The sequence below is a fragment of the Cedecea sp. VD22 genome (assembly GCF_037150195.1).
Lineage (GTDB): Bacteria > Pseudomonadota > Gammaproteobacteria > Enterobacterales > Enterobacteriaceae > Cedecea.
The window spans coordinates 19,612-39,464 of record NZ_JBBCPX010000017.1 but is presented as its reverse complement, the minus strand read 5'-3'; the positions used below and the strand labels follow the sequence as shown (position 1 = coordinate 39,464).

The 19,853-nt window shown below is 52.1% G+C and carries 18 protein-coding genes and 3 pseudogenes; 12 read left to right on the top strand and 9 right to left on the bottom strand.

Annotated features, from left to right (window positions below; genetic code table 11):
• Nucleotides 1-12 precede the first annotated feature (12 nt).
• Nucleotides 13-2,907 (top strand): annotated as a pseudogene (locus tag WFK85_RS20790) (Tn3 family transposase); the annotation flags it as partial.
• 229 nt (nucleotides 2,908-3,136) lie between these two features.
• A complete protein-coding gene (locus WFK85_RS20785) occupies nucleotides 3,137-3,625 on the top strand; it encodes a hypothetical protein (protein ID WP_336709117.1) in 489 nt (162 codons plus the stop codon).
• 948 nt (nucleotides 3,626-4,573) lie between these two features.
• On the opposite strand, the gene WFK85_RS20780 is transcribed toward WFK85_RS20785, so the two are convergent.
• The 4 genes from WFK85_RS20780 to WFK85_RS20765 all read right to left on the bottom strand — a co-directional run bounded on the left by WFK85_RS20780 (nucleotide 4,574) and on the right by WFK85_RS20765 (nucleotide 6,766).
• Nucleotides 4,574-4,831 (bottom strand): hypothetical protein, encoded by a 258-nt coding sequence (locus WFK85_RS20780; RefSeq protein WP_336709119.1) that lies wholly within the window; start codon nucleotides 4,829-4,831, stop codon nucleotides 4,574-4,576.
• Between the two features lie 59 nt (nucleotides 4,832-4,890).
• A complete protein-coding gene (locus WFK85_RS20775; RefSeq protein ID WP_336709120.1) occupies nucleotides 4,891-5,193 on the bottom strand; it encodes a hypothetical protein in 303 nt (100 codons plus the stop codon).
• Between the two features lie 134 nt (nucleotides 5,194-5,327).
• On the bottom strand, nucleotides 5,328-6,134 hold the full coding sequence (locus WFK85_RS20770) for a hypothetical protein (protein WP_336821304.1): 807 nt from the start codon (nucleotides 6,132-6,134) through the stop codon (nucleotides 5,328-5,330).
• The gene (locus WFK85_RS20765) at nucleotides 6,131-6,766 is read right to left on the bottom strand and encodes a hypothetical protein (RefSeq protein WP_336709123.1); all 636 of its coding nucleotides are present in this window, start codon (nucleotides 6,764-6,766) and stop codon (nucleotides 6,131-6,133) included. Before WFK85_RS20765 ends, WFK85_RS20770 begins: the two co-directional genes overlap by 4 nt.
• A gap of 549 nt (nucleotides 6,767-7,315) precedes the next feature.
• On the opposite strand from WFK85_RS20765, the gene WFK85_RS20760 reads away from it, so the two are divergent.
• From WFK85_RS20760 to WFK85_RS20745, 4 genes and pseudogenes are all read left to right on the top strand, one after another.
• Entirely contained in the window at nucleotides 7,316-7,666 is a 351-nt protein-coding gene (locus tag WFK85_RS20760; RefSeq protein WP_336709125.1) for a hypothetical protein, read from the top strand.
• Between the two features lie 385 nt (nucleotides 7,667-8,051).
• Nucleotides 8,052-8,534: a hypothetical protein gene (locus WFK85_RS20755; RefSeq protein ID WP_336709127.1), complete on the top strand. Its 483-nt coding sequence runs from the start codon at nucleotides 8,052-8,054 to the stop codon at nucleotides 8,532-8,534.
• A gap of 331 nt (nucleotides 8,535-8,865) precedes the next feature.
• Nucleotides 8,866-9,645, top strand: a complete 780-nt coding sequence (locus tag WFK85_RS20750) for a site-specific integrase (RefSeq protein ID WP_336709129.1) — start codon at nucleotides 8,866-8,868, stop codon at nucleotides 9,643-9,645.
• A gap of 43 nt (nucleotides 9,646-9,688) precedes the next feature.
• Nucleotides 9,689-10,036, top strand: a pseudogene (locus tag WFK85_RS20745) (site-specific integrase); the annotation flags it as partial.
• Between the two features lie 294 nt (nucleotides 10,037-10,330).
• Here WFK85_RS20745 and WFK85_RS20740 read toward each other — a convergent pair.
• The gene (locus WFK85_RS20740; RefSeq protein ID WP_336709193.1) at nucleotides 10,331-11,320 is read right to left on the bottom strand and encodes a RepB family plasmid replication initiator protein; all 990 of its coding nucleotides are present in this window, start codon (nucleotides 11,318-11,320) and stop codon (nucleotides 10,331-10,333) included.
• Nucleotides 11,321-11,925: 605 nt separating this feature from the next.
• On the opposite strand from WFK85_RS20740, the pseudogene WFK85_RS20735 reads away from it, so the two are divergent.
• Nucleotides 11,926-12,115: pseudogene (locus WFK85_RS20735) on the top strand (DUF2913 family protein); the annotation flags it as partial.
• Here WFK85_RS20735 and WFK85_RS20730 read toward each other — a convergent pair.
• On the bottom strand, nucleotides 12,112-13,041 hold the full coding sequence (locus tag WFK85_RS20730) for an Rpn family recombination-promoting nuclease/putative transposase (RefSeq protein ID WP_336709130.1): 930 nt from the start codon (nucleotides 13,039-13,041) through the stop codon (nucleotides 12,112-12,114). The pseudogene WFK85_RS20735 and the gene WFK85_RS20730 overlap by 4 nt on opposite strands.
• A gap of 406 nt (nucleotides 13,042-13,447) precedes the next feature.
• On the opposite strand from WFK85_RS20730, the gene WFK85_RS20725 reads away from it, so the two are divergent.
• Nucleotides 13,448-14,653, top strand: coding sequence for an AAA family ATPase (locus WFK85_RS20725; protein ID WP_336709131.1), 1,206 nt, complete (start codon nucleotides 13,448-13,450; stop codon nucleotides 14,651-14,653).
• A complete protein-coding gene (locus WFK85_RS20720; protein ID WP_336709133.1) occupies nucleotides 14,653-15,627 on the top strand; it encodes a ParB family protein in 975 nt (324 codons plus the stop codon). Before WFK85_RS20725 ends, WFK85_RS20720 begins: the two co-directional genes overlap by 1 nt.
• Before the next feature lie 81 nt (nucleotides 15,628-15,708).
• Here the strand turns inward: WFK85_RS20720 and WFK85_RS20715 are convergent, their stop codons facing one another.
• The 3 genes from WFK85_RS20715 to WFK85_RS20705 form a co-directional block, all read right to left on the bottom strand.
• Complete coding sequence (locus tag WFK85_RS20715) at nucleotides 15,709-16,983, bottom strand: Y-family DNA polymerase (protein ID WP_336709134.1); 1,275 nt, start codon at nucleotides 16,981-16,983, stop codon at nucleotides 15,709-15,711.
• Nucleotides 16,983-17,405: a translesion error-prone DNA polymerase V autoproteolytic subunit gene (umuD, locus tag WFK85_RS20710; protein WP_336709136.1), complete on the bottom strand. Its 423-nt coding sequence runs from the start codon at nucleotides 17,403-17,405 to the stop codon at nucleotides 16,983-16,985. The genes WFK85_RS20715 and umuD overlap by 1 nt, the downstream gene beginning before the upstream one ends.
• Nucleotides 17,406-17,584: 179 nt before the next feature.
• Nucleotides 17,585-18,127, bottom strand: a complete 543-nt coding sequence (locus tag WFK85_RS20705) for an SOS response-associated peptidase family protein (protein ID WP_336709138.1) — start codon at nucleotides 18,125-18,127, stop codon at nucleotides 17,585-17,587.
• Nucleotides 18,128-18,485: 358 nt separating this feature from the next.
• Between WFK85_RS20705 and WFK85_RS20700 the strand changes: the two genes are divergently transcribed.
• From WFK85_RS20700 to WFK85_RS20690, 3 genes are read left to right on the top strand one after another with little or no spacing between them, the layout of a single operon-like run.
• The gene (locus tag WFK85_RS20700) at nucleotides 18,486-19,163 is read left to right on the top strand and encodes a DNA methylase (protein ID WP_336709139.1); all 678 of its coding nucleotides are present in this window, start codon (nucleotides 18,486-18,488) and stop codon (nucleotides 19,161-19,163) included.
• The gene (locus tag WFK85_RS20695) at nucleotides 19,163-19,384 is read left to right on the top strand and encodes a hypothetical protein (RefSeq protein WP_023972437.1); all 222 of its coding nucleotides are present in this window, start codon (nucleotides 19,163-19,165) and stop codon (nucleotides 19,382-19,384) included. The genes WFK85_RS20700 and WFK85_RS20695 overlap by 1 nt, the downstream gene beginning before the upstream one ends.
• Before the next feature lie 10 nt (nucleotides 19,385-19,394).
• Nucleotides 19,395-19,814, top strand: coding sequence for a DUF1380 family protein (locus WFK85_RS20690; RefSeq protein ID WP_336709140.1), 420 nt, complete (start codon nucleotides 19,395-19,397; stop codon nucleotides 19,812-19,814).
• Nucleotides 19,815-19,853: the final 39 nt, after the last annotated feature.

Genomic DNA, 19,853 nt, shown 5'->3' with positions numbered 1-19,853 from the left:
TGTACCCAAAATTTCATTAACCAGCGGCGGGGAAGGCATAATCGGCTGGGAATAGCGCTTCAGCTTACCAGCGCCCGTTTTCTGGGCACCTTTCTGACGGATTTAACCCGGGTTCTGCCGGGTGTTCAGCAATTTGTTGCTGTGCAGCTTAATATCCGCCGTCCGGAAGTCCTCTCCCGCTACGCAGAACGGGATACCACCCTCAGAGAGCATACTGCGCTGATTAAGGAATATTATGGTTACCATGAATTTGGTGATTTTCCATGGTCTTTTCGCCTGAAGCGCCTGCTGTACACCCGGGCATGGCTCAGTAATGAGCGGCCCGGTCTGATGTTTGATTTTGCCACCGCGTGGCTGCTTCAGAATAAGGTTCTACTGCCTGGCGCAACCACACTTGTACGTCTCGTCAGTGAAATACGCGAACGGGCAAATCAGCGGCTGTGGAAAAAACTGGCTGCGCTGCCGGACAGCTGGCAGACCGCCCGCGTGACGGAGCTTCTGGACATTCCTGAGGGACAGCGAATTTCACCGCTGGAGCAACTGAAAAAGGGACCAGTCACCGTCAGCGGTCCGGCATTTACCGAAGCGCTGGAGCGATATACTCGGCTGCGAAACCTTAAGTTTTCCCGGCTGAAATTTACTAGCCTCCCCGCGATACAACTGCGTAATCTGGCGCGTTATGCTGGCATGGCGTCGGTAAAATATATAGCGCGGATGCCACAGCAGAGAAAGCTTGCCATACTCACTGCATTCGTTAAAGCGCAGGAAACAACAGCGCTTGATGAGGCCGTTGACGTGCTCGATATGCTGATCCTGGACATTACCCGCGAGGCGAAGAAAACCGGGCAGAAAAAACGACTCAGGACGCTGAAAGATCTTGATCGGGCTGCGTTGTTACTGGCGCGGGCATGTTCGTTATTGCTGGATGATAATGCAGATGATCCAGACCTGAGGCGGGTCATCTTCAACTGCGTACCCAAGAACAGACTGGCAGAATCCGTCAGCAAGGTTAATGAGCTTGCCCGCCCACAGAACAATAATTTCCATGACGAAATGGTGGAGCAGTACGGCCGGGTAAAGCGTTTTCTTCCGGCGGTATTGCGCGACCTGCATTTCCAGGCTGCGCCAGCCGGAGAGTATACGCTGGCCGCGATTCATTATCTGACCGAACTGAACGGATCGAAAAAACGCATCCTGGACGATGCGCCTGAACATATTATTACCGGTTCCTGGAAACGTCTGGTGTACGATGCGGAGGGCCGGATACAGCGAGCCGGATACTCACTTTGTCTGCTGGAACGCCTTCAGGATGCATTGCGACGCCGGGACATCTGGCTCGAAAACAGCGATCGCTGGGGAAATCCCCGCGAGAAGCTGTTGCTGGGGGAAGAATGGCAGGCTCAGCGAGTCCCTGTCTGCCGGGCGCTGGGACATCCCACCGATGGACATAAAGGCGTACAACAGCTGGCCGTTCAGCTGGATGAGACCTGGAAAGCAGTCGCATCCCGCTTTGAAGGAAATGCGGAGGTCCATATCTGCAATGACGGTAAATATCCTTCCCTGACCATCAGCAGCCTGGAGAAACTGGAGGAGCCACCGTCGTTGCATCGTCTCAACGGCCGGGTCAGACAACTGCTCCCGCCGGTAGATTTGACTGAACTGTTGCTTGAGATCGACGCCAGTACGGGATTTACACGGGAATTTACGCATGTCAGTGAATCAGGGGCACGGGCGCAGGATCTGCACTTCAGCCTGTGTGCGGTCCTGATGGCCGAAGCCTGCAACATCGGGCTGGAGCCGCTGATAAAGCACAACATACCGGCACTGACCCGCCACCGGCTCAGCTGGGTGAAACAGAATTATCTCCGTACAGAAACGCTGGTCAGCGCCAATGCCCGTCTGGTTGATTTTCAGTCCACGCTGGAGCTTGCCAGTCGCTGGGGCGGTGGCGAAGTGGCGTCAGCTGACGGCATGCGCTTTGTAACGCCGGTGAAAACCGTCAATTCCGGGCCTAACAGAAAATATTTTGGCTCCGGGCGTGGCATCACCTAGTACAACTTCGTTTCCGATCAGTACTCTGGATTCCACGGCGTCGTTGTACCCGGCACGTTGCGGGATTCTATTTTTGTGCTGGAAGGACTTCTGGAGCAGCAGACAGGGCTGAATCCGGTTGAGATCATGACAGACACTGCCGGTGCCAGCGACATTATTTTTGGCCTGTTCTGGCTGCTGGGATATCAGTTTTCCCCCCGTCTGGCTGATGCCGGGGAAGCCGTATTCTGGCGGCTAGATAAATCGGCAAATTACGGTGCACTGGATGAGCTGGCGCGGGGATGCGCAGATCTGTCGAAGGCAGAGAATGAGTGGGATGAGATGATGCGAACCGCCGGTTCGCTGAAGCTGGGCACTATCCATGCCTCAGAACTCATTCGCTCTCTGCTGAAAAGCTCGCGCCCGTCAGGGCTGGCGCAGGCGATCATGGAAGTGGGACGCGTCAACAAGACGCTGTACCTTCTTAATTATATTGATGATGAAGATTATCGCAGGCGGATCCTGACGCAGCTCAACCGGGGAGAAGGCCGCCATGCTGTGGCGCGAGCGATCTGCTACGGGCAGCGCGGTGAGATCAGAAAACGCTATCGTGAGGGGCAGGAAGATCAACTGGGTGCACTGGGCCTGGTTACTAACGCTGTGGTGCTGTGGAACACGCTTTATATGCAGGAAGCGCTGAGCTGGATGCGCAGTAATAGAGAAGAAACCGGGGATGAAGATATTGCCCGGTTATCCCCACTGGTGCACGGGCATATCAATATGCTGGGGCATTATACGTTCACACTACCGGAGGATATTCTGAAGGGAGAAATGAGAGCATTAAATTTCAATATAAACAGCGAATTATCTTCTTAGCGTACGTTTTCGTTCCATTGGCCCTCAAACCCCGAAGGGGGGTCAGACAGGTGAAACCTATAAAGAATGCAACCGGCGTAGCTGGGTCACGGCGCCCGTTACCTACGGCATTATCTTCAGCACCGGCTGGCGCCTTTATGCCCTGGCGGGCATGAACTGAACTTTACCCGCAACGTGCCGATACTTCGGGTTCACTTTGAGGAATTCCCCACAATAAAGGATAGCGAAAATGAAACACAGTATGCGCGCCGTGGTACTTCTTAGCCTGGCCCTGACGGGCTGCACCGCTGGCCAGAAATCTTCCCGGCCGCTGTATCTGGCGACAGCCATGCAGTCCCCGGTCTCGGGTGAAACACAAATAACGGTGCCGGCAGACAGTCTCGCCCCGCAACCGAACGCCCGAAATGTCATGCTGTATTCTCTCCGGCCGTTGCCCGGACATGCCTGGCGGGACACCCTGGATCGACAGTTCGCCGCCCCGGTAATGAGCATCAACGTCCTGCCGGGTCAGCAGGTACGCACGGTCGAGATAAGCGGCGACGTGAATTACTACGGGACGGAACGCTACGTGAACGGGGCTCTGGTCGGGGATGTAGTGAAGTCCTTCCCGGTGCCCGCACAGCGTATTCAGCTGACGCCGGGCAAACCCGTTGTGCTGAAGCTGCCGCGAGGCATTCGTTTTACCGTAAAACTGACCGCTGACCGGGATGGCCAGTGACAGAATCCGGCGGCGGCAGGTAATCATGTAATGAAGTGAGCAGGACCCGGTATTGAGCCGTTGATTCTGCCAGCCGGTTGATACCTTTTTGCAATGCGGAACGCCGGAACGACGCTCATAATCGCGCCCGGCCCCCGACAAGGACGTCTGACTCCCGGGGACACTGCAGGAAAGAATCCCGTTTATCTGCGGGCGGTCAGCTGCAGGGTGACGTGGAGCCCTGGTTGCAGGGGGGAGCCGTTTCTCTGCAGGTGTTTTGCTCCCAGAGGGATAGGCCTGGCTCGACATAGCATGCCAGTCGGCCATATAAGCATGAACCGGCGGCAAGCCTTCTGGCCAGGCACATACGTCAGCGGAAGGAGAGAGACCAGGTGCCGGCTTCCTGGATGGCCAGCCCGGGTAGCCGCTCCCAGGTGCAGTTTTTAGGCTCTCAACAATATCGTTCTGTACCCGAACGGTGGAACAGCTGCTGGTCACTGGAGTTATGGGCTTAATTTCCTGGCTGCAGGCAGCTAATAACCAGCGCTGGACGTTATGCCAGAATATTTTTCCGGTGCCGGGTATCTCCCTGACCTTTATTTTTTTCAGAATTTTTCTGGCCGCAAACTCTGATTTATTTCGGAACACCATCATGGCAGCGTGTTTGTCTTTTTTTTCAATAAAGATACTTAAATTATGAAAGTCGTTCATTCATCCCCCGATATATACAAGATATATTATCGGTATCTCCCGGGAAAATTTAGGTTAAATATACTTACTTAATGTAAGTAACCTTTACAGAATCAGAAGAAATTGCGGCAGAAAATATAAATAGACACCTTATCTTCAGATGTTATTCGAAAGTTCGGGGAGGTTGCGCCTGCTCATCCATAAAGCATAAGAGATGAATTTAATATACAGGCGCTTATCTTTATTATTCACTTTCTGCTGTTATCATGCCTTATTACGTCAGTTAGCCTCTGTTCTGAGATGGTATACCCCTTTAAACCAGGAGTTCAGGGAGACACTGTCATCGCAGCGCATGAAGATGCCGTTCTCCTTGTTTTTGACACTCAGCTGGCCGCGATTATCTCCGCAGGTTTTATCGAAGAACGCCGCAGCCTTTTCAAGGTTACCCGGGCCCTCCAGCGGCGGTGAGCTCAGGTCGTATGCCAGCCAGTCGGGGTAATTGTCTGCATTTACCCACACCAGACGCTCGACAACCATCAATGTTCCTGCCAGGAAAATCACAATCCATACCGTGTTAAAAATACCCCGTAAGCCCATTATTTTTGTGCCCTGTTACGTGCTGCCCGGGCGGTGTCTGATTCATCCTTCACCACCAGGCTCACTGCAAAAACTATGATAATAATGCACAAGATCAGCCCCCAGTATGGCGTTAAGTCCGAAACCCACTGGCTGTCTGCGATATCGCCCAGTGTGCGACTCGTTTTTTCCACTGGTGCCGCGACGGGCGCGACATCCTTACTCGCGACCATCACTCCACCACACTGCACAAGCATGAGCACGGGGAAACCGAGGATGCAAAGTTGTATAAAGCGTGTTAAAACATTGGCAATATTAATCATTCCCTCTTTTTATCACTCGTTTTTTTTGTCATTTGTTTAGATCACGGCAGGCCCGATCAGAACGAATTGCACAACCACAAACAAAACCAGAAGAATATTTTTAGATTGGATAAATATTATATCATTTTTTTTAGTTACCTCATAACTTTGAAAAGCTTTCCGATACTCGGGCCGTCAGTGAAAATAGTGCCATGTACTTTAATCATTTCCTGGAATTGTTTATCCACCTTCTCGTATATTTCGTTGGCTTGTATCAAGAACGGCAAATACAACTCACGCGTCATCGCACCTACTTCCAGTGGTGAGTCAGTGGACGGATATTGTTCGGAGAGTGCCTGCGTCTCTTTCAGAATCTGCAGTATTGATGCTGCCGCGTCACATGCATGCATATAGGCTGTGTCCAGCGCCTGAAAGCGATGCTCATATTCATGGCTTACGCACAGACCATAGGTGTTCAGGCGAAATCGTATCTGATCCATTTTGTCGCGTCTTATTTTGTGCCGCAGGACAGCCTGCTCAAGCGTTTTTATCAGTTCACCGGCCGATACTGTTGATCCGCTAAGACTTTCCCTGTCGACCTGATGCCGGATATAGAGCACAGGCAGGCAAACGTCATTCATTACACTGTTTTGTATGCCTAGCCAGATGTAATGCTCGTTGACCAGTTCAATGGCCAGTTTATAGCCCTCCTGGGTCGTCAGTTGGGGTAGCCAGCTGCGGGCCACGATGAAAGCGCATACCGCGGTGATGGCCATCGCGACATTGGCGACGGAAGCTATCCAGTCTGCGGCGCTGCCGCTATCGGCAACCTGATAAAACAGAACGACCAGCAGCACAGACAGGACGGCCACACCGCCACCGGCCGCACCGGCAGTCAGCCAGCCCAAAACCATCCGTGCGTGTTTCTGGTTGGTTTCCCACTGCCGGGCACAGAGCTTCACTGGCCGGCTTCCGTTGACGGCACCTTAACCAGGAAATCCCCGTTCCCGGCCGGCTCAAAACTGACCCTTTTTGTGTAATGCCACGCCAGCATTTTTTCATGTGCCGTCAGGTCAGAGTAAAGACGGCCATTTAGCGCCGGAAGTGAAGCCTGGTATTGCCTATCCAGTTGTTCTGTTTCTTCCTCTAAAGCCCGTTCTTCTTCGTCCGACAGACCTAAATCACGAGCCGGGAACAGCTCGTCGTCCGTCGTGAACATGGTGTCCTGTAACCGATAATTTTCCCTGCAGAGCTCGTCATACAAGGCTTTGCGACAGAGAGCGCTGGGAAAACGCTGCCATGTCTGCGAATGTGTCTGAGCCAGTGCATCGAAATTCTCGCCTGTGATGGCTTCCTGTGGCCAGCCGGCGGTAACCTCATTCCAGACAGCCTCCGCCAGCCCCTTCCAGACGGTACTCTTTACCGCCATTGGTGATGCCAGAATATCGTCGTCAGCAATGTTCCGGATACCTTTCTGGATAGCCAGGCGCAGCACTTCCACTTCTTTTACCGGTTGTTGTGTCAGGGTGACACAGCGGACGTACAGCTCGTCCAGCTCAGCCGCTGTCTGGTCATCTATATGTTTCGTAGGCATAGCACTCTTCCTTTGTACGTTTCACTAAAAATAATTAAATTAGCTTTCTCAGCTTATAAACTTATTTCTAAGTTTATAAGCTGAGAAAGTACCAGAAATAATTTAGTGTGCAAGGAGAACTAAGCTTTTCAGGTCACATTGTTGATGTCTTCAGGTACAGATCCGAAAATTACCAGTTTCGGATCTCCCGGAACCCCCTCCCCGCTCCACGGCCCGGCACCACTACATGTGGTGTCCCGTTCGGCTGCCTTTGCCACCAGATGTTGTATTTTTGCCACTGCCGGTGACCCTCCGCCCCCGCCAGAAATGGCGGTTGCGGTGCCCGGTCTCCCGTGCCACACTTCCGAAATTCGTGAATACGCAGAAAGTCGGATCAACCGGAAGCAGGGAAAGGGTAATTTACTGGAATGGCTATATGCTGGCTAATTATCAGTGGTGTGATTTTTACAGCACGGAAATACAAGGGCGATCAGCATTCCGACGGTGACGGGATGGAATGGTTACGTGACGTTATCATTAAAATGAGAATTATTTGCTCTGGAGAGAAATATGTTTACGGCATTCAATGACAGAAATGATTTCAGTTATGCCTTCGAAAAAATCCGCAACGCGATTTCCTCACCAGGAGAAAATAATTTTCATGCGGCCACTGACCTCGGCCTCAAGATTCTGCAGAAAAAGTACGAACTGTTCCGTCAGGAACTGGATGCGTCCGGTGAACTGGGTGACTGGGAATACGATCTTGATACCTACAATCACTGCATTACGGTACTCCAGCGTTATTTCTCCGGCAATTCATCAGGACTGATTGAACGTGATGCCCGGATTTACAGCCATTACCTGCAGGCTGAACACAAAGGGTTCGTGAAGCTGGCTGAGGAACTTGCTGCCGACCGCTGAAGCCTACAGAGGCGGGATTTCTCAACAATTTAAGGAAGCAAAAGTATGGGAAGGTTTGATACGGTCAGATTCCGGTACCGGATGCCGGACGGAGTAACCGGGACGGACTTTCAGACCGACGACCTGGACTGCGAGTGTGAATTTTACGAGATCTCCGCCGAGGGGCGTCTACTCCACTGGCCGGAGAACGCCGATGAACTGGCCGAGACCGGGTTTGACGGGTGCATCACTGTCTGCGCCCGTCAGTGCTATCACGTGTAATTACCCACGGACAGCTGGAATGGATAGAGGTGTGCTCGCAGGACAATAAGCGGTATCCCTTTGAACCCGCGAATGCTCTCCCGGAGCTGGGCTGAAGATATTTACCATAAAAGGACCATATAAGGTGGATCTACAAAAATTTGATGAAGCCAATAATGCCTGGCTGCTGACCCTGCCTGAGAGCCGCACAGGTGATCGATATCAGCCAGCATGCAGAGTGGTCGTCATCAGAACCCTGAAGGAAACCTACTCTCCTGCCAGTGGCAGTCTTGACGTGAAAAGAAAACTGGCTGGCCGCACATGCACTCTTTCCCTGTACTGGAACGGGGGAGGCTGGCATCAGGAGCCTGAATACAAAGCGGAGTTGACTGTTAATATATGGGATGGCACGACCGAACTCGACCTGACGAATTCGGATTTCATGCTTGACTACAATTTGCGGGGACGAGGACTTGGCTCCTGGATCATGATACAGCTGATTTCCTGGGCAAAGACGCTTCGAAAATATGCTTCGTCGGGATCGCTTCTGGAACGGTATCGGATTCAGGTTCGAACCAGGCGGAAGACTATCCATCCCCTTAACCGTAGGCGAGCTTCAGTACCCTAAAGGTCTTCATTGTCCCCTTATCGCTGTGCCTTTGCACAAGGGAGTTGATGAGCTACACCGTCTGTGTGAGAGCCAGAAGCTGGAAATTGATAGACTGAAATCCAGTCAGTCATATCAGGCAAAACAAATCCGGTATCTGACTGAACGTCAGTGGGACGTATTACTGATAAAATTCATATGCTTCATTATTTTCTCTCCCATTTTTATTCCCTGCTGGCTCTACAGCAAACTGAAACAAAGCCGTGAGACAACCCATGAAAAATGATCTGCCCGGAAGACTGAAGGCTCAGCATCTCAGTAAACAAAACCTGTCTACTGAGGACAACAAACAATGATGCCGGCAATATCAGGTCAGGGCGTTTCTTTTTCGGCCGCGCAGCTGCCGGTGGCCATAGACTACCCGGCCGCACTGGCCCTGCGACAGATGGCTCTTGTTCAGGATGAACTGCCAAAATATTTGCTGGCGCCGGAAGTGAGCGCCCTGCTCCACTATGTCCCCGATCTCCACCGCAAGATGCTGCTGGCAACCCTCTGGAACACCGGCGCACGCATTAACGAGGTGCTGGCGCTGACCCGGAGTGATTTTTCTCTGGCGCCGCCCTACCCGTTCGTGCAGCTGGCCACACTCAAGCAGCGGGCGGAGAAAGCGGCCCGAACGGCCGGCCGTGCGCCCGCCGGCAGTCAGGCACATCGACTGGTTCCGCTTTCCGATGCGAACTACGTCAGCCAGCTGGAGATGATGGTGGCTACGCTGAAAATACCTCTTGAACGACGTAACAAGCGGACCGGCAGAACGGAGAAGGCGCGTATCTGGGAGATCACAGACCGAACCGTCCGCACCTGGCTCAGCGAAGCGGTTGAAGCGGCAGCGGCTGACGGGGTGACGTTCTCCGTGCCGGTGACACCGCACACGTTCCGTCATTCCTACGCCATGCACATGCTGTACGCCGGTATACCACTGAAGGTGCTGCAGAGTTTAATGGGACATAAGAGCATCAGCTCGACGGAGGTGTATACGAAGGTGTTTGCGCTCGATGTGGCGGCACGGCACCGGGTGCAGTTCCAGATGTCTGAGAGTGATGCGGTCGCGATGCTGAAAGGAAATGGATAGGTGCTATAACGAATTCAGTTTCTTCGCTTTTTGCTCGGCCCCGTTTGTCCTAGCCACGCGGCCCCACCGACTTGAGCCGCTGTGGGCCGTCACCGATGAAACCATGCGCAAGTGGCTGAAGCAGGCGGTGAAGCGGGCCGGAGAAGACAGTGTATATTTTCCCATTTCGGTCACGCCGCATATGTTCCGCCACAGCTATACCATGCACACGCTCTATCACCGGCAGTCTAGGACAGTCATTCAGGCTCTGGCCGGGCATAAGGAGCCGCGTTCGATGGAGGTTTATATGTGGGTGCCTGCGCTGGACCCAGCGGCCACGCTGGCCGAGACGTTTAGCGGGGACGGGCGTGATGCAGTTGAGATTTTACAGACACTGCCACCGCTGAAATGACATTACTGCTTTCCACAATTTACATAAGCTATGGAGAGCAGAATGCCCACTGCATAAACTGCAGTAAGCAACATAAGCTACAGTGAGTATTTTCTTCCTGAAAACGCCTGCCGTTGCGAGCCAATAATAATTCTCAGACCGGGTATAAGAGCTTTCAGACAAGCGGTACAAACGTACTGACAGGAGACGCCTCGCCAGAGCTTATATAAACTATAGTGAGCAGGTTACTCTCCGGAGCCATTAATATAAGCTGTGGTGTGTAGCAACAATAAAATTACTCATTACAGCTTATATTCAGGATGTTTTGAACAACTTCTCCAGATCATCAAGCGTGATCCCCAGTTTTTCTAGGACAGCCAGTTTTTCAGCCATTTCCGGACTGACATCCCGCTTCGCCGCTGGCAGCAGCGGGTTTTCTGCACTTTCATCGTTAGGTGCCTTCAGCTTGGGACGTCGGTAGTGGATACAGAAAAGCTTTGTCCGGCCGCGCTGAATCTCGGTGTAATCCAGGTATCCTATGTCACGCAGCTGCTCAATGGCACGCCTTACCGTTTGGTTCTGAGAAAAGACCGGAGATTTCAGATTCAGACGGGCCCGGAGGCGCGACAGCGAGATAGGAGCCGGATCCCGCGGAAGACTCTCAATAAAGGTGTAGAGTGCCTGAGCTGATTCCCTGCGCTTCAGGGCATTGATAGCCTTGAGTTGCAGAAGTACTTTGCGGTCAAACTGATAAAGTTCAAATAAACGCGGATCTGCCTGTAACTGAACAACGTCTTTCTCCGTATCGTAGTAGGCAGACTGGACCAGGTGCGTGATGTACTCTTTGGTGTGCTTTTCGGTAGTGCGGGAAAAGGAAATCACGGTACCCGCAATGCGTTTAAGCGATGGACTAATGCGCTCCCGAAGTTTGCGGGACAACTGGCTTGAAGGGATACCACACAGTTTAGCGAACTCGACGAACGGAAGTTCCACTTTATCCCCAATAACCTTATGCCGGGCAAAGGAATGGACGATCCCGACCCAGGTCTTGAAATCGTTATCCATATCAAGCCGTGGGCCGGTGATCTCGACCTTATCAAAGCCTTCAGCTCTGGCAAGAGAAAGCCGCGTCAACTCTTCAGTAGCATCCGTACGGGAAAGCGTATTCTTTTTACTGTTTTTCAGAGATTTGAGCGTGGGAACGAAAACACCAAGCCGCATCAGTGCCACAGGCTGGACCGTATTACTTCCATTGGGCGTGAGGTTAACTATTTCGCCGGAGGATTTATCCACCTCTTCAAACAGTTTTTTTATGTCCAGATTGTCCTTGTCCAGATAGCCTCCGGGCGGTGGGAAAGTAAAGAATAAGAATGCTGATTGCTAACCTGTAATAGCCGTAAGGCCTGGTACAAGCAGCTTCATGTTATACACAACCCAAGGTATGTTTCTGGGCCTCATACTTACTGTAGTTTATGTAGTTGACTCATCACAGTATATCCTTTACATGATACAGCTTATTGTATACCAGTTACAGCTTATGATTATCCTTCTATAGCTTATGTGATCATCCCCCAAGAACAGAGCTGACAGGGTCTGCAGCGATCCGGGGATCTTCTTTGGATCTTAAAGGGATCGTTTTAAGGATCTTATTACTGGATCGAAGAACTGTATATGTGGATAACCCACTGAAGTAAAATCGTTAAGATATGCAATTTCAGTGTTAAAACACTGGCGCGTACCAGTTCATTTTAGCAATGATGATATTGCGGTTCCTCGCCCGTTCGCTCGCGTTGCTCGGTCACAAGGCTGCGGCGAGCACTACTTATATTCTGGCTGCACCGTGACGCTGAAAAGATGAGCTGGCCAGCAGGAGTGATATTTCCTTATGTCCCTAACGCGGGACAAAAACGAAAGATATGCACTGGAATCACCGTCTACTTAGAGAGAGGGAGGGGGCCGACCGGAATGCTTTGGCATTTAGTACAGGTGACGAAACTGTTTAATCGCTGTTGCTGGTAGGCAGAGCCTGAGTCTGGTGCCTCCCCGCCCTACCAGTATTCGCTGATGGCCAGACAGGGAGTGCCAGGAAAGGGTGATTAGTGGCGGATCTGCGCCAGGTCGTCTTCAGTCAGACCGGTCATTTTCATGACGGTAGTACGGTCAATGCCGTTCTGCAGCATGGTACGGGCAACTTCAAGTTTGCCTTTTTCAATACCACGTTGTTCACCCAGCTGGATGCCCTGCTGGATGCCCTTTTCAATACCCTTCTGTTCGAGTTGTTGTGCGATGGTCATGAGTGCGTCTCCGTGTTGCGGCACACGCTGTGCCAGTTCGCGTACAAAGGCTTCGGCGTCCGATGTTTCGCCTGCCTGCACTATATAGTGTACCAGCGATATTACCTGTGATGAAGACAGATATCCGGCCAGCAGGATGGGCGCCAGCCGGTCAACCAGTTCTGCCAGGTCCCGCTGGTGAATATGCTTTTGCAGTAAAGTTAGGGCAGCCATGCTGCGATGGCTGGCGATTTCATCATCCGGAATAACCGTAACGTCTGCCAGCGGGAAGGCGCTGCTGTAGAGTTTGCCTGCCAGCGACGGATCGTCAAACTCATCCAGCCACCGGGTGGAGTACGGATACGGGCTGCGTTTACCCGTATAGAACAGCACCGGTATCACCAGTGGCAGTTTTTTATATCCTGCCTCCAGGTGTCGCTGCATGGCGGCTACCGCATAGCGTATAAGGCGGAAAGCCATATGTTTGTCCGGCGTTGACTGGTGTTCGACCAGAACATGAATATATCCGTCGCCGGCTGTAGTTTTCAGGCTGTAGAGGACATCGCTGAAATACTGGCGGAGATCATCCTCAACGAACGAGCCGGATTCCAGTTTCAGCGTGCTGAGATCGCAGACTGCGCGCAGCTCTGCGGGCAGGTGGATTTCCATAAAGTCACGGGCAATATCCGGTTGCGTCAGAAACTGCCTGAACGTGGCATCATGGGGAGTGGGTGTGCTGTTTTTCTTCTTCATCAGCCCTGGCTCTGAAAAATGACCCGTATATGTTATCACAGCTCGGAAAAAGCTAATATTGACGGAGAACGGAATTGCCATTCCTTCAGGGGATCGTTCCGGGGTGGTTCGGTCCCCCTTCTTTACCATACTGATCTTTAAGCATGACCGGGTTTAAAAAGATAGACCCCAATGTGACAGGCTGACGCGCCCGTCGAGCTTGTCCAACCCTTCTCCTGCTCAGATGCAAGCTCTGAACAGACTCACGGTTTGCGCTGTGGGTCAACAAAATGATTGTGGACGTAGTGCCCTCTTCTCCATTTAATCTTCGGCGCCTCCTGTGAGAGTAAAATCAAAATATTATGAATTATTTCTTGCAACATGATTCTTTTTGTTCAAAATGACAAAAAACGTCATGAGGTGATAAATGGAAAATATTGAGCAGTTACGGAAAGTCGCCACACGTGCAGGTAAACTTCTGACATCCTTGAGCGAAAGTATTCGCCAGCAAAAAGAGGAATTGAAGCTCACCGAGTTCTATCAGGAATACAGCAAAGCCGCCTTATATAAGCTGCCTAAGCTCAGCAAAGGGAGTGTTGAGTATGCTGTGGCCGAAATGGAAGCCAGTGGCTACATTTTTAAAAAGAAACCTTCCGGCAATACGATGAAGTACGCGATGACGATTCAGAACGTCATCGATCTGTATTTCCATCGTAAAGTACCCAAGTACCGAGATCGCTTCGATAAAGCCTTCGCTATTTTTGTATGTAACCTTAAAGGTGGCGGTTCCAAGACAGTTTCTACCGCTTCATTATCCCATGCCTTTCGGGCTCATCCTCAGCTTCTGTTCGAAGATCTGCGTATTCTGGCCATCGATTTCGATCCGCAGGCATCTCTGACAATGTTCCTGAGCCATGAGAATTCAGTGGGCTTGGTTGAAAATACGGCTGCTCAGGCCATGCTCCAGAACGTGTCTCGTGAAGAATTACTGTCCGATTTCATCGTGCCGTCAATTATCCCGGGCGTTGATGTTATTCCTGCTTCCATTGACGATGCATTCCTTGCTGAAGGCTGGAAGGGATTGTGTGAGGAACATCTGCCCGGGCAAAATATTCATGCAGTGCTTAAAGAGAACATTATCGACAAGCTCCGGTATGACTACGACTTTATCTTCCTTGATAGTGGTCCTCACCTCGATGCGTTCCTGAAAAACTGCATCGGAGCGGCAGACTTGATGTTGACTCCTCTTCCACCGGCAACGGTTGATTTTCATTCTTCCCTGAAGTTTGTAGCCAGCCTTCCTGCGCTTATTGATTCGATCGAACAGGATGGGCACACCTGCAATCTCACCGGAAATGTCGGTTTTATGTCTAAAATCCTGAACAAGCCTGATCATAAAATTTGCCATAGTCAGGCCAAAGAGGTATTCGGTGCCGATATGCTCGACATGGTTCTGCCGAGGCTGGATGGCTTCGAGCGCTGCGGGGAGACTTTTGACACAGTTATTTCCGCAAATCCAGCTACCTATGATGGAAGCACCGAGGCGCTTAAAAGCGCAAAATCAGCAGCGGAAGACTTTGCGAAGGCCGTATTTGATCGCATTGAGTTCATTCGTACTAACGGAGGTATGTGATGTCGAATGAGAAAAGAAAAACCATTGGCAGACAGTTAAATACCCAGGCGTCAATGGTCGAGATGACTGACACCCAAAGGAGTCAGGTATTTACCCTAAAAACCGGCAGGAAGATAACGTTCAGGTTTGTTCGGGTATCTGCATCGGACGTTGAAAGTAAGACATTCGTAAACCAGGAAACCAACGGAAGAGATCAACTTGCTCTGACTAGGGAGTCCCTGAAATCTATTATCCAGACGATTAAGTTTCAGCAGTTCTTCCCCTGTATTGGCATTCAGCAAGGTGAAAGGATTGAGATACTGGATGGTTCAAGACGGCGAGCCTCAGCGATTTATATCCGTACAGGCCTTGATGTAATGGTTACCGATGAACTTTTATCAGCTGATGAAGCTCGCCAGCTGGCTAAAGATATCCAGACAGCTAAAGAGCATAACCTTCGGGAGATTGGCTTAAGATTGATGGCTTTGAAAGAGTCTGGATTCAATCAAAAGGAAATTGCTGAACTGGAGGGATTATCCCAGGCTAAGGTCACCAGGGCACTGCAGGCGGCAGCAGTACCGCAAGAATTGATTTCTCTGTTCCCGGTTCAGTCTGAGCTGTCGTTTAGTGACTATAAAATCCTGTTAGAGGTTAATGAAAAACTCAGTGAAAAGGGCTTAACGTCTGAAGGGCTCATTCAGTCTGTCTTAGGTCAGCATGATGCAATTTTGAGTAATTACGAGCGACCAGAAGACGAACAGAAATCCAGTATACTGAAATTGATTTCTCAGGCATCTCAGGCATTGATAGCTCCGCCTCCTAAGGAAAAGTCAGTAATTTCCGCACTCTGGACCTTTGAAGAAAAGGATAAGTTCGCGCGCAAGCGTGTGAAAGGGCGTACGCTGACTTATGAGTTTAGCCGTATGTCAAAAGTGGTTCAGGATGAACTGGATAAAGCTATCAACGAGGTCCTTGATAGAAATTTGAGTCAATAGTTTCGCCACGGCGATTTCATATCTAACTTATTGAACTTAAGTAATTTATGATGAGAATTTCAAGGTGAAATCGCCACAATTTCAAGTCAATTTCGCGGCAGGAATATCTGCCCAGCGTGTCGTATAAGCTGGTGAAAGTAGTTCCCTTTTCATCTGCCACTCGGGGGCAATCCCCCGACCGGCGAACCATATTTTCCCCTTGCCCGAATGGTTAATACCGTCCATGACTTTCATCAGCTGATTACTGTTGCTTCGGGGCTGAGTATCATCGAACAGGTTCAGCTGCGAAACCCCGTCAGGAGTGAAATCATTGAGCATGCAACCCGCTTTTGCATATCGATGGCCATTCACCCAGATCCGATCCAATGCTTTCACCGCTGCGGCTATGATGTCCCTGGTATCCTGTGTGGGAGTCATCAGCTTCTCACTGGCCACATTCCCGTAATACGGTTCGTTGACCGCGAACGGTGACGTCTTCACAAATACAGCAATGTTCCTGCAGAACTGTCGCTCGCCGCGCAGTTTTTCAGCTGCACGCTCAGCATACTGACAGACTGCCTGGCGCATGGCTTCATACGTCGTGACACGCTCTCCAAAGGACCGGCTGCAGACAATCTGCTGTTTTGGCGGCGGCGCTTCTTCAATCGAAATACAGCTTTCTCCGTTAAGTTCCCGGACGGTTCTCTCCAGCACAACGCTGAAATTTTTCCTGATAAATACAGGGTTCGCGCGCGCCAGCTGCAGTGCCGTAGTGATGCCCATCGTATTAAGCTTTTTTGAGATCCTGCGACCTACTCCCCAGATTTCTTCCACCGGCTGTAGTGAGAGCAGTTTCTCCGTTCGCTTTGGATTGCCTGAAGTCAGAGCAAGTACGCTACCAAACTGCCGCCATTCCTTAGACGCCCATTGTGCGCTTTTAGCCAGCGTTTTGGTCGGCCCCATCCCGACGCCGATTGTCAGACCCGTACCGGAGCGCACGTGCTCGCGCAGCTGCCGGCCGAAGTCCTCATAATCGATGCAGCTGTCTATACCGCGGATATCCAGAAACATCTCGTCAATGCTGTACTGCTCCACGCGCGGTGCCAGCTCCTCGAGATGAGACATAACCCTGTTCGACAGCGATGCATAAAGCTCGTAATTGCTCGAGAACGTGATGACCGGTTCCGGGAATTGTGCCGTCCTCAGCTGGAACCAGGGGACGCCCATTTTAATACCCAGCCGTTTCGCTTCAGCACTGCGCGCGATAACGCAGCCATCGTTGTTGCTGAGCACCACAACGGGCCTGTTACGCAGGTCCGGACGGAACACTTTTTCACAGCTCGCATAGAACGAATTCACATCAGCGAGCGCAAACATTAGTTAGTACCCCGCGTCTTATGTATGAATGCTATCACCACGCCGAATATCTGTAGTTCCTCCGGGTAGAGGGGGGGGTAGGCGGGATTCATCGGCAGCAGGGCGATTCGGGGTTTAAGCTGCAGGCGTTTAACGGTGAACTCGCCATCTGTTTCTGCGATGACAATATCTCCCTGCATGGGTTTTTCGGCTTTATCGACAACCATCAGGTCGCCGGAGTGCAGGCCCATGTCTTTCATCGAATCGCCAATGGCCCGGACAAAGTAGGTCGCGCTGGGGCGACGGATACAGTAGGCGTTCAGATCCAGTTCGTCTTCGGTATAGTCCGCTGCCGGTGAAGGAAAACCTGCCGGACAGCGCTCTGTGAAAAGTGGTGCGGTGAACAGTGCTGGCTCAGATGCGGGAGAGACAAAAAGGATCATGGCATACCTCTTAAAATACCTGTTTTTATATACAGTATTATTTAAGATATTTCCCGTCCTGCAAGGAGAATTTTACCGGCTCCTGCCAGGTCATTGTTCTGGCGGATAAAACAGGCTCGGGGTTATCCACAGAAACGGTGCATAACCCTGTGAGTGGATGTCCGGGATATCACCGTCTGCTAAGATAGCGGCTCTATCAGTTCCCGGCCCTGGTTCCCGGGATTGCCAACTGCCCGGCTGACAGCGTGCCATGTGAAATCTTCGGCGGAAAGACTGCCCTCACGGGCAATGTCTTCCGCCTCTTTGCCGGTTGTGTTTTCGCTGAGCCATTTACGTGCGGCAGCCGGTGAGTACACGAGCGGTCGCCGAATGAAAAACGGCTGTTTCACGCCGTTTTGCTGTTTCCACTCGAACCAGCCGTCGGCAAAAACAATGGCCCGTCCGTGCTCCCAGAGTGGCCTGAACATCCGGCTGTTGGCCGCAGTTTCACTCCGGGCGTTGATAAGAGCGGGCTTGTTCCACCACTCCGGGGCATAACCCCAGTGAACAGGATCAAGATGCAGTTGCGAGTGGCGCTCACTCAGCAGCAATACTCGCGTTCCGGGCGCTACGTTGTAGCGGCCGACGGGCTCAGGATCATACGGAATATCCCGTTCTGCTTCTTCTCCGAGAAAGGCCAGGTACTCCTCGCGGGAGTTGTACTGCGTAAACCGACCGCACATATCGTTTCTCCGGTGAAGATTTCACATGCGAAATCTGTGTTTTCATCAGTTCAGAACATAGGCCGTTTTTCAGGTTCCTGCCATCGTGTGGCCGCCGTGCCGCTACTGTAGCCGGGCCGCTTCGAATGCAAGGGTTCGCTCTGCCGGTGTCCTCACCCGGTCGCAGTTTATTTCAAAGGCATTACCCGCTGTCTTCCCGTCGTTTTCCGGCTCAATTTTCGCCGTCAAACCGTCCAGCCAGCGTGGGCTTTATCACTGCGCTGCGGCTTGCGGCACCGCCCCTGCATTCTCCGCTTTTCGCCCGGCTGTCGTATCGGCACGGCGTAACTGGCGCCGCATTTGAGAAAGGAGAACTACCATGTCCCGATTTATCCAGGGTAATTGCGTCCATATCATGTCCGGCTTTCCGGATAATGCTGTCGATTTCATTCTCACCGACCCGCCATATCTCGTCGGTTTTCGTGACCGTCAGGGGCGTACCATCGCCGGCGATAAAACCGATGAATGGCTGCAACCCGCCTGCCATGAGATGTATCGCGTGCTGAAAAAAGACGCTCTGATGGTGAGCTTCTACGGCTGGAACCGCGTCGATCGCTTTATGGCTGCATGGAAAAATGCGGGATTCAGCGCTGTCGGCCACCTGGTGTTTACCAAAACCTACACATCGAAGGCCGCATACGTGGGCTATCGCCACGAATGCGCCTACATCCTTGCAAAAGGCCGTCCACGTCTGCCACAAAACCCGCTGCTGGACGTGCTGGGCTGGAAATACAGCGGCAACCGGCACCACCCGACCGAAAAACCCGTAACCAGCCTGCAACCGCTGATTGAGTCCTTCACGCATCCCGGCGCGATTGTGCTCGACCCCTTTGCCGGCAGTGGCTCTACCTGCGTGGCCGCGTTCCAGGCTGGCCGTCGCTACATCGGTATTGAACTGCTGGAGCAGTATCACCGGGCCGGACAGCAGCGTCTGGCCGCCGTCCGGCGCGCCATGCAGTACCCGGCCGCTAACGACGAGTTCCCGGAGGCTGCGTAATGAACTATGCCGGACACGAAAAACTCCGCGCAGAAGTGGCGGAAGTCGCCAACAGCATGTGTGACCTGCGGGCGACGCTGAACGGGATGGAGCACCGCTATCGCTTTGACTCTGATGTGCTGGCCGAACGCCTGACCCGTCAGACCCTTTTTCGCATCAATGCCCTGTTTATGGCGGCATACAACGAAATTCTTGAGCTGGATGCCTGCTTTAAGGACTAAGGAGAAAAACATGTACGGAACCTGTGAAATCCTCTGCCGGTTGTTGCGTGAGCAGTATCCCGCAGAAACCCCGCTGAACCTGATTATCTGGTCCCCGGCGGATATTGAAGCGCTGGCCGACGGAATGGAATATGCCGTTTCGGAACAGGACACAAGGGCGGTACTGGCGCGTATGGACGCCATACCGGAGGAACAACGGCTTGAGTCTGGCGTGTCTGCCAGTGCGGTGATGGATTTGATTGAGCAGGTGAAACAGGCCGTTCCGGCGGTAATGGTGCCGGCTGACCTGCTTGAAACCCTGCTGATAACCGCTGAGCAGGCGTTGTGGCACAGGGAATGGTCCGCGCGGGATGAGAACCATCCGGTGCCGGAAAGCGTGACCTGTCGCCTGACTGATACGGCGAAAGTTCGCGCCTTACTGAAAAACTGACATCCCCACGCCGCCCGGGCGGCGTGTACTGAACCCGTT